The sequence below is a fragment of the Novosphingobium sp. genome, from assembly GCF_041915465.1.
In the GTDB taxonomy this organism is placed as follows: Bacteria; Pseudomonadota; Alphaproteobacteria; order Sphingomonadales; family Sphingomonadaceae; genus Novosphingobium.
Genome location: NZ_JAYSBK010000111.1, coordinates 1 through 9927, shown reverse-complemented (window position 1 = coordinate 9927; position 9927 = coordinate 1). Strand labels below are relative to the sequence as shown.

General features: G+C 64.7%; 10 protein-coding genes. 4 read left to right on the top strand and 6 right to left on the bottom strand.

Translation table 11 applies throughout. The annotated features are described in order from the left end of the window. From ACE3SN_RS14630 to ACE3SN_RS14610, 5 genes are all read right to left on the bottom strand, one after another. Positions 1 to 631 (bottom strand): phosphotransferase family protein (locus ACE3SN_RS14630; protein WP_374531234.1); only part of this gene is annotated, 631 nt, incomplete at its 3' end. Positions 632 to 638: 7 nt separating this feature from the next. Then, positions 639 to 1733, bottom strand: a complete 1095-nt coding sequence (locus tag ACE3SN_RS14625; protein ID WP_374531232.1) for a Zn-dependent alcohol dehydrogenase — start codon at positions 1731 to 1733, stop codon at positions 639 to 641. Between the two features lie 69 nt (positions 1734 to 1802). Next, positions 1803 to 3089 (bottom strand): acyl-CoA dehydrogenase family protein, encoded by a 1287-nt coding sequence (locus ACE3SN_RS14620; RefSeq protein WP_374531230.1) that lies wholly within the window; start codon positions 3087 to 3089, stop codon positions 1803 to 1805. A gap of 95 nt (positions 3090 to 3184) precedes the next feature. Next, on the bottom strand, positions 3185 to 4606 hold the full coding sequence (locus tag ACE3SN_RS14615; RefSeq protein ID WP_374531228.1) for an MFS transporter: 1422 nt from the start codon (positions 4604 to 4606) through the stop codon (positions 3185 to 3187). After that, complete coding sequence (locus ACE3SN_RS14610) at positions 4606 to 5466, bottom strand: SDR family NAD(P)-dependent oxidoreductase (RefSeq protein ID WP_374531226.1); 861 nt, start codon at positions 5464 to 5466, stop codon at positions 4606 to 4608. Before ACE3SN_RS14610 ends, ACE3SN_RS14615 begins: the two co-directional genes overlap by 1 nt. Positions 5467 to 5643: 177 nt before the next feature. On the opposite strand from ACE3SN_RS14610, the gene ACE3SN_RS14605 reads away from it, so the two are divergent. The 4 genes from ACE3SN_RS14605 (at position 5644) to ACE3SN_RS14590 (ending at position 9756) form a co-directional block, all read left to right on the top strand. After that, a complete protein-coding gene (locus ACE3SN_RS14605; RefSeq protein WP_374531224.1) occupies positions 5644 to 6807 on the top strand; it encodes an acyl-CoA dehydrogenase family protein in 1164 nt (387 codons plus the stop codon). 73 nt (positions 6808 to 6880) lie between these two features. Then, positions 6881 to 8020 carry an acyl-CoA dehydrogenase family protein gene (locus ACE3SN_RS14600; RefSeq protein WP_374531222.1) on the top strand — a complete coding sequence of 380 codons (1140 nt, stop codon included), beginning with the start codon at positions 6881 to 6883 and terminating at the stop codon, positions 8018 to 8020. A 12-nt stretch (positions 8021 to 8032) separates the two neighbouring features. Continuing rightward, the gene (locus ACE3SN_RS14595; protein ID WP_374531220.1) at positions 8033 to 8851 is read left to right on the top strand and encodes an SDR family NAD(P)-dependent oxidoreductase; all 819 of its coding nucleotides are present in this window, start codon (positions 8033 to 8035) and stop codon (positions 8849 to 8851) included. 17 nt (positions 8852 to 8868) lie between these two features. Next, positions 8869 to 9756 carry an SMP-30/gluconolactonase/LRE family protein gene (locus tag ACE3SN_RS14590; protein WP_374531218.1) on the top strand — a complete coding sequence of 296 codons (888 nt, stop codon included), beginning with the start codon at positions 8869 to 8871 and terminating at the stop codon, positions 9754 to 9756. Here ACE3SN_RS14590 and ACE3SN_RS14585 read toward each other — a convergent pair. After that, positions 9719 to 9927 (bottom strand): hypothetical protein (locus ACE3SN_RS14585; protein ID WP_374531216.1); only part of this gene is annotated, 209 nt, incomplete at its 5' end. The genes ACE3SN_RS14590 and ACE3SN_RS14585 overlap by 38 nt on opposite strands.

Here is a 9927-nt window from a genome sequence, read left to right as displayed (position 1 = left end):
GCAGGCTACCGGCCAGGAACGTGATCAGCCGTTCCATCGATTCCATGTGCTCGGTTTCAGCCAGCTTGTACTGCTTGGTCCAGCGTTCGACCTGGCGGCCGAAATAGTTGCCCGGCTTGCCGTAGTCGGAAAGACCGGCCTTTTCGACATCGACCGCGTGGAGTCCGGCCAGCGTGTCGATCATCGCGTTGTAGGTGGCGCGGCGGTATTCCGGGGCGTCGTTGGGCATGGACCCGTCCCAGATGGTGCGGCCATCGACCATGCCCATCACATAGAACCAACTGCCAACCACGCTGTCATCGGTGCACAGGCCATATTGCGGAGCCACGGTCCACCCGGCTTTCTGCAATGCGGCCTGGACCTTGTACTCGCGGTCGACCGCATGGGCCGAGGGCAGGAGCGGGCCGAACGGCTTGCGGCGCAGCACGTAGTTTCCGCTCGGCGCCTCGATCTTGTAGGTCGGGTTCGACTGCCCGCCCTTGAACTTGGTCAGCCTGATCGGTCCCTGGAAGCCGGCGACGTTGGCTTCCATCCATTCGGTCAGCTTGGCGGTATCGAGCCGGTCGGTGCCTTCCGGCTCGACCGTGCCGACGAAATCCGCTTCGGCGTTGAGTGCAGGTGCTTCGCTCATTCTATCCTCACTGGTCGAAAACGATGACCGAGCGGGCCGAATGGCCAGCCTTCATCTTTTCGAAGCCTTCGTTGACCTGTTCGAGCGGGATCCGCTCGGCAATGATGGTGTCGAGATCGAGCAGCCCGCGCATGTAGAAGTCCACCAGGCGCGGCAGGTCGACCGGGAAGCGGTTGCCGCCCATGATCGCGCCCTGCAGCTTCTTGCCCGAAAGCAGTTCCATCGCGGCGAGGCCGACCTTTTCGTTGAGCGGCAGCATCCCCAGGATCGTCGCGGTGCCGCCGCGGCGCAGCGAGCTGACCGCAAGCTGGGCCGAGGCCGAACGGCCGACTGCCTCGATCGCGTGATCGACGCCGCCCTTGGTCAGTTCCAGGATCTGCTTGGCGGCGTCGGGATCGAGCGCGTCGACCGTGTCGGTTGCGCCCAGCTTCATCGCCAGTTCGCGCTTTTCCGGCACCGGATCTGCCGCGATGATGCGGCCCGCACCGGCGATCTTCGCGGCGTTGATCGTGGCAAGGCCGACCCCGCCGCAGCCGACCACGGCCACAGTTTCACCCGGCGTCAGGTTGCAGGCGTTGAACACCGCGCCCGCACCCGTGGTGACAGCGCAGCCGATCACCGCCGCGCGGTCGAGCGGCATTTCGGGATTGATCGCGACGCAGGCGTGTTCGTGCACCAGCATCATTTCGGCAAAGGCCGAGAGGTTGAGCATCTGGTTGACCACCGAACCATCGCTCGCGCGGGTCAGGCGCGGCGCCTGGCCGGGGGTGCGGCGGGTATCGCCGCCCAGGCACAGCGACATGCGGCCCGTCACGCAGAATTCGCAGTGGCCGCAGAAGGCGGAGAGGCAGGTCACCACGGCATCGCCCACCTTTACGGTGCGCACTTCGCTGCCCACCGCCTCGACGATCCCGGCAGCTTCGTGGCCGGGAACGCAGGGCATCGCGTGGGGATAGATGCCTTCGATGAAGTGCAGGTCCGAATGGCACAGGCCGCAGGCCGCCGTGCGGATCAGCACTTCGTGCGGTCCGGGCTTGTCGACATTGATCTGGTCGATGACCAGCGGCTGGCCGGGTTGTTCGAGGATTGCTGCCTTCATCATACTCTCCATGAAAGCCCCTTCCGCTTGGCCAAAAACCGGCAGCGGAAGGGGTATTCGTCGTTCATTCGATCAGCGCGAGACGCCAAGGTCGCCCGAACTGAAGCCCGCAGGGTTCTGCGGCGCGTGCTTGCCGAATTCGATCCGCGCGATCGAGCGGGCGTGAACTTCGTCCGGTCCGTCGGCGATGCGCAGGGTGCGGATCCCGGCATAGGCCTTGGCGAGGCCAAAGTCTTCCGAAACGCCGCCGCCGCCGTGGGCCTGGATCGCATCGTCGATGATCTTCAGCGCCATGCGCGGGGCCTGGACCTTGATCATCGCGATTTCGGCCTGGGCGGCCTTGTTGCCGACCTTGTCCATCATGTCGGCCGCCTTGAGGCAGAGCAGACGCGAGCATTCGATGTCGATGCGCGCCTCCGCGATGCGCTGTTCCCACACCGAGTGCGAGGACAGCGGCTTGCCGAAGGCGACGCGCGACTGCAGGCGCTTGACCATCTTGGCCAGCGCTTCCTCGGCCACGCCGATGGTGCGCATGCAGTGATGGATGCGGCCCGGCCCGAGGCGGCCCTGGGCGATTTCGAACCCGCGGCCTTCGCCCAGCAGCATGTTGCTGGCCGGAATGCGCACGTTGTTGAGCTTGATTTCCATGTGCCCGTGGGGCGCATCGTCATAGCCGAACACCGGCAGGTGGCGGACGATCTCGACGCCCGGGGCGTCCAGTTCCATCAGCACCATCGACTGCTGCTGGTGCTTCTTGGCCTCGAAGTCGGTCTTGCCCATGACGATGGCGATCTTGCAGCGCGGATCGCCCGCACCCGAGGACCACCACTTGCGGCCGTTGAGCACGTATTCATCGCCTTCCCGGCGGATCGAGCATTCGACGTTGGTGGCGTCCGACGAGGCGACCTGGGGTTCGGTCATCAGGAAGGCGGAACGGATTTCGCCGTTCATCAGCGGCTTCAGCCAGCGTTCCTTCTGCTCCAGCGTGCCGTAACGGTGCAGCACTTCCATGTTGCCGGTATCGGGCGCGGAGCAATTGAACACTTCCGAGGCGAAACCGACGCGGCCCATTTCCTCGGCGCAGAGCGCATATTCGAGGTTGGTGAGGCCCGGACCTTCGAATTCGAAGCTCTCTTCAACGTGGTGGTGGCCTTCGTTGCGCGGCGGCATGAACAGGTTCCAGATCCCCTGCGCCTTGGCGCGGGCCTTTTCCTCTTCGACCACCTGCAGCACCTTCCAGCGTTCGCCTTCGGCGTCCTGCTTCTTGTAGTCGCCCTGACGGGGACGGACGTGCGCTTCGATGAAGTCGCGGACGCGGTCACGCCAATAGACCTGCCGTTCAGTGGGATCGAAATCCATCTCGCCTCTTCCTTTCCTTATACTGTCGAATCTCGGGGACTTCAGTGCCACGGCCATGAGGCCGCGCCAAGGTATTTAATCGAACGGTTAACGGCTCACGGGTGCATGCCCTCGCCGTCGAGGCTGACCCGGGCCGCGGCCAGCGCCGCCAGGCGCGCCTCGTGATCGGCGCGGGTAATCGGAAAGTGCCGAAGCACGGCAGCAATCGCCAGGGCGAAGACGAACACGAGGCCGGCATAGGTCAACGCCAGGGTATCGAGCACGCTCGACGCCACTTCGCCGGGCTTGGCCTTTTCGGGCATTCCGGCAAAGGCAAGCATCTGGCCGGTGGCGAAGATGCCCAGTCCGGTCGCGCACTTGGCCATGAACATGTTGCCGGCAAAGAATGCGCCTTCGCTGCGCCGCCCGGTCTTCTGTTCCGAAGCCTCGACCACGTCGGCGACCATCGAGGAGGCCGAGATCATCGCGGCCACGCTGAACAGGTTCGACCAGAAGAACAGGCCGAACAGCAGCCCGGTCGACAGGCCCGTGCCGACCTGCGGCCAGAGCCCCAGCGCCCGCAAGGCGAATGGCAGGACCCAGAACGCCATGCCGATAAGGGCCGTCACCACGGCGGTATCGCGCTTGCCCCACCGCTTGTGCATCGGCCCCAGGGTCAAGAAGCAGGCGATGACGCTGGCGAACAGGACCAAGGGGTAAAGCGCCATGTCCGCCGAAGAGAACCGCCAGACGAACAGGTAGAGGTAATTGCTGAGCGAGAAAGTGATGCCCTGGCTGGTATAGGCCAGCCCGCCGCCTACGATCAGGATCAGGAAAGCGCGGTGCGAGAAGCTTTCTTTGAGTTCGGCAAAAGCGGTCGAAATGCGGAACGGCGTTTGCGGGCGCGGCGGATAGCCGGCGACGCGCTTGTGCTGCGCGAGGGCCGATATCAGCACCGTCGATGCCATCAGGATCGCGCCGACCAGCCCGAAGGCGCGGTAGCCGTCCCCATCGAGCAGTCCCTTCTTGAGAAACACGTCATAGGCCAGGAACATCATCATCAGCCCCCCGCCCCAGCCGAACAGGTAGCGAAAGCGCATCAGCGTGGTGCGCTCGTCGTAATCCCGGGTCAGTTCCGGCACCAGCGCCACCGAGGGCACTTCGCAACACGACAGCAGCATGCGCACCGATACGGCAAGGCCAACCAGTGTCCAGAAGCCGGGATGGGCTGGTTCGGACCACAGCGCCACCCAGGCAAAGGCGAGCGGAAGCGGCGCCAGGTAGAGCCACGGCAGGCGGCGGCCCCATCGCGAATAGGTCCGGTCCGAAAGATAGCCGATCATCGGATCAGCGATCCCGTCGATCACCAGCGCCACCATCAGCGCAAGGCTGACGGTGCGCGGATCCATGCCCAGCACCTGATTGTAATAGAGCAGCAGGAAAGTGGAGAACCCGCTGTCCTTGATCCCATAGGCGATCGAACCCAGCCCATGGAAAAAGGCCAGCCTGGTTGGCAGCCGGCCTTCGGACGCGGTCATCAGATTTTTACCCCCATACTCACCCCGGCAGCTTCGGCCATTGCCGTCAGCGCATCGAACATCCCCGGCGCTTCGGGATCCCATGAGTGACGCGGCCCGACAGTGATCCCGCCATCGACGATCAGCGAAGCTCCGGTCATGAACCCGGCCGCTTCGCTGCACAGGAAGGCGACCGCGTTGGCGATGTCGTCAGGCTGGCCGCCGCGCGCAACCGGCTGCGCGTGGCTCGACATCTGGGCGATCATTGCCTTGGCCTGATCGACCAGTTCGGCCGGCATTTCCATGCTGGCGGTAAAGATGTTGGTGTTGATGAAGCCCGGCTGGACCGCGTTCACGCGGATCCCGTGCTTGGCAAGGTCGGTGGCGGAGCATTTGGTGAGGTGCAGCACACCGGCCTTGGCCACGGCATAGGCCGTCGGCGAATAGCCCGGCCCGACCGCCGCCACGCTCGAGGTATTGACGATCGCCGCGCCCTTGCGGCCGAGCATGTGCGGCACGGCATAGCGGGTGCCCATCGCCACCGAGCGCAGCAGCAGGTCCATCGTGCGATCCCAGCCATCGGCGTCGATCTCGTCGATCGGCTCGCGTGCACCGCCGGCGCCGGCATTGTTGAAGACATAGTCGATCCCGCCAAATTCGGAAGCGGCCCGGTCCATCAGCGCCTTGATCTGCGCCACGTCGCAGACGTCGCAGGCGACGGGCACGATGTTCTGCCCTTCGGCCGCAACGGCCGTTGCCCCTTCAAGGTTGAGGTCGGCAGCGAACACTGTTGCCCCCTCGCGGGCGAACAGCAGCGTGGTAGCCCGGCCGATGCCGGATGCTGCGCCAGTGATGACGGCGCACTTGCCCGCGAATCGCATAATTCCCTCTCCATATCCCATACTGGTTTTTCGAATAGCTTAGTTCGCTTCTTGACGCGGTCAACGCCAATGCGCGGACGCTACGGCAAACTGCGGCAGATGCAAGCGCCGGAAATCCGCCCTTGCGCGCATGCCCCGAGTCGCCTTAACCTTGCAGTTAAGAGAGGAGTCCAATCCATGTCCGACCTTGATGCCTTCCGTGCGGAAATCCGCGCCTGGCTTGAAGAAAACTGCCCCGCCGAAATGCGCGAACCCGTCCGCGAAGACGATGACGCTTGCTGGGGTGGCCGCAATTTCCAATTCAAGAACGAAGCCCAGAAGGTCTGGCTCGAACGCTGCGTGGCCAAGGGCTATACCGTGCCCGATTGGCCCAAAGCCTATGGCGGCGCGGGGATGAGCGCGGCCGAAGCCAAGATCTGGCGCGAGGAAATGGCCCGCATCAATGCGCGCCCGCCGCTCTCCAGCTTCGGCATCTGGATGCTTGGCCCGGCGCTCTTGAAGTTCGGCACCGAGGAACAGAAGGTCCATTATCTCGGCCAGATCGCGCGCGGCGAAATCCGCTGGTGCCAGGGCTATTCGGAACCGGGTTCGGGCTCGGACCTCGTCAGCTTGCAGACCTATGGCGAGGACAAGGGCGATCACTGGGTGGTCAACGGCCAGAAGATCTGGACCAGCTATGCCAACAAGGCCGACTGGATCTTCTGCCTGGTCCGTACCGACAAGACGAACAAGTATCAGGGCATCTCGTTCCTGCTGTTCGACATGACCAGCCCCGGCGTTTCGACCAAGCCGATCCTGCTGATCTCGGGCAATTCGCCGTTCTGCGAAACCTTCTTCGACAATGTGAAGGTGCCCAAGAACCAGATCGTGGGCGAAGTGAACCGCGGCTGGGACGTGGCCAAGTACCTGCTCGGCCATGAGCGCGAGATGATCTCGGCCACCGGCGGCGGCGACCGTGCCGGTTCGCTGGGCGCGGCCATGTCGCGCGCCGGCGCGCTGGAAGACCCGCTGCTGCGCGCCGATCTCGCCATGTTCGACGTCGATGCCCTGGCCTTCACCGCGATGAGCGAAAAGTTCATGGACGAGGTCAAGATCGGCCGCGGCCATCCCGCCCAGCCCAACATGATGAAGTACGCCGGGACCGAGCTTAACAAGCGCCGCCTCGAACTGGTCATGTCGGCCGGCGGCAGCGCCGCGCTCGAATGGGACAGCGAGGAAAGCGACGGCGGCGCCCATGCCCGTTCGTGGCTGCGCACCAAGGCCAACTCGATCGAAGGCGGGACCAGCGAGGTGATGCTCAACGTCATCTCCAAGCGCATCCTCGACCTGCCCGGGGCCTGATCCGGCCTGCACTTCGGCGCGCGGCAGCCCAGCGGGGCGCCGCGCGACCACATGACTATTCTGGGAGCCTGAAATGCCGCTCTACCATAACGAAGACCAGGCGATGCTCGCCGATACCGCCCGCCAGTTCATGGCCGACGAGGGTTCGATCGCGAAGCAGCTGCGCCACTATCGCGACATCAACTGCAAGGATGGCTTTGGCCATGGGCTGTGGAAGCAGCTGGCCGAACTCGGCTTTACCGGCATCCTCGTGTCCGAAGCCGATGGCGGGCTTGGCATGGGCCATGTCGAGGCGGGGATCGTGCTCGAAGAAATCGGCCGCAATCTTACGCCCTCGCCGTTCCTGACCAGCTCGGTCATGGCCGCGACCGCGCTGGGCGCGGGCAATGCCGAACTCAAGGGCCGCTACTTGCCGGGCCTGCTGTCGGGCGACAGCGTCTTCGCCGTCGCGATCGACGAAAGCCCCAAGCACCGGCCCGAACGGATCAAGACCCGCGCTGCGCGCGCCGGCAACGGCTTTGCCCTGACCGGCAGCAAGAGCTTCGTCATCCACGGCGGCAGCGCCGACATGCTGGTGGTCGCCGCGCGCACTTCCGGCAATGACGACGACGATGCCGGGATCACCCTGTTCGCGGTGCCCAAGGATGCGGCAGGCCTGTCGCAGGATGCGGTGCGCCTCGTCGACAGTTCGATGGCGACCCACGTGAAGCTCGACAACGTCCAGCTCGATGCCGACGCCGTGATCGGCGAAGTCGACGGCGGGCGCGAGCTCTTGAACAAGGTGCTGGCCGCAGGCCGGATCGGCGCGGCGGCGGAAAGCCTGGGCGTGGCCGGCGGCGCGTTCGACATGACCACCACCTATCTCAAGCAGCGCAAGCAGTTCGGCAAGCTGATCGGCGAATTCCAGGCCCTCCAGCACCGCGCCGCGCACCTCTATTCCGAGATCGAGATCGCCCGCGCCGCCGTGATCAAGGCGCAGCAGCTGCTTGATGCAGGCAGTGAGAAGGCCGAGCTGATGGTCTCGGTCGCCAAGGCCAAGGCCGGCAAGGCCGCCAGCCTTGCAGTCAAGGAAGGCGTGCAGATGCACGGCGGGATCGGCATGACCGACGAATACGACATCGGCCTCTACATGAAGCGCGACCGCGCGCTCGCCGAGTTCATGGGCGATGCCTATTACCACGCCGAACGCGTGGCCAAGCTGTCGGGCTATTGAGGAGCGCGGATCATGGATTTTTCCAAGCTGTTCAGCCTTGAAGGCAAGATCGCGCTGATCACCGGCGGCAGCCGCGGGATTGGCAAGATGCTGGTCGAAGGCTTCCTCGCGGCAGGTGCCGAAAAGGTCTATATCACTGCCCGCAAGCGCGAGCAGATGGCCCAGACCATCGCCGAATTCGACGCCGACTATCCCGGCAAGGTCATCGGCCTGCCCGCCGACCTTTCCCAGATGGACGAGATCAAGCGCCTCGCCGAGGAACTCTCAGGCCGCGAAAGCCGGCTCGACGTGCTGATCAACAACGCCGGGGCGGCCTGGGGGGCGGAGTTCGACCAGTTCCCCGAAGCCGGGTGGGACAAGGTGATGGACCTCAACGTCCGCTCGCTGTTCTTCCTCACGCAGAAGCTGCACCCGCTGCTCAAAGCGGCGGGCAAGTTCGACCGGCCGGCCAAGGTGATCAACATCGCCTCGATCGATGGGATGCGTCCGAACCCGTGGGAAACCTATTCCTATCAGGCGTCGAAGGCGGCGGTGATCCACCTGACCAAGCGCATGGCCGCGCGGCTGATCAAGGACAACATCGTCACCACCTGCATCGCGCCGGGCGCCTATCCGAGCGAGATGAACAAGGCGGCGGCCAAGAACCCCGAAGGCAGCGCACGCGGCATCCCCTACAAGCGCGTCGGCGTGGCCGAGGATATCGCGGGCGGGGCGATCTACCTTGCCAGCCGCGCGGGCGACTATGTCGTCGGCACCACGATCCCGATCGACGGCGGCATCGTTAACGCCTGGATTCCGGAAGAATTTCAGGATCCCTCGGGCGGCCACTGAGCAAAGGACAAGCCGACATGAAACGCCAGCTGCGCGCCCTCGCCCACCAGATCTACTTCGGCGAGGGTCCGCGCTGGCGCGACGGGCGGCTGTGGTTTTCAGACTTCTATTCGCACCGGGTCTGCTCGGTCGATCTGGCGGGCGATGTCCGCACCGAGCTTGAGGTAAAGGGCCGCCCTTCGGGCCTTGGCTGGATGCCTGATGGCTCGTTGCTGGTGGTGCGGATGGAACTACGCCAGCTTTGGCGGCGCTGGCCGGACGGGCGGTTCGAGCTTCATGCGGACCTGACGGACTATTCCACTTTCCTGTGCAACGACATGGTCGTCGATGGGCAGGGCCGTGCCTATGTCGGCAACTTCGGCTTCGATCTCGACGCGGAAATCCACGCGCGCGGGGCGGAAAGCGTGATCGCCGATCACCCGCGCACCTGCCTTGCGCTGGTCCAGACAGACGGCAGCGTCAGCGACGCCGCGCCCGGTGAGCGGTTCTCGTTCCCCAACGGCATGGTCATCACCCCCGATGGCAAGAAACTGATCCTTGGCGAAACGCTGGGCGGCACGCTGACCGCGCTCGACATTGGCGCGGACGGCACCCTCTCAAACCGCCGCGAATGGGCGCCGACCTGGCCGCGCGTGCCCGATGGCATCTGCCTCGACGCCGAGGGCGCGGTGTGGATCGCCAACCCCCTTGCTCCCGAATGCGCGCGGATCGGCGCGGGCGGTGAAGTGCTCGAAGTCGTCTCCACCGGCGATCTGCCGTGCTATGCCTGCATGCTCGGCGGCCCGACCGGGCGGCACCTCTTCATGCTGGTCGCGCCGAGTTCCGATGCGACCGAGGCGGCCCAAGCGCCCAAGGGCAAGGTGCTGGTCACCGAAGTGGACGTGCCGGGTGCTGGTTGGCCCTGACGGAATAGGTCGGTTTTCCGAAGGTTCTCTCTTTCAGCAGACGTTCCGGATACGACAACATTGCGGACATAGCAGTTTCAGGCAAAGAGGGCGCTCGGATGAGGAAGGCGTCATGACCCCGGTAGCCCAAATCGAACTCCTGGAGCAGCAGCTCCGCGCGGCGATGCTTGC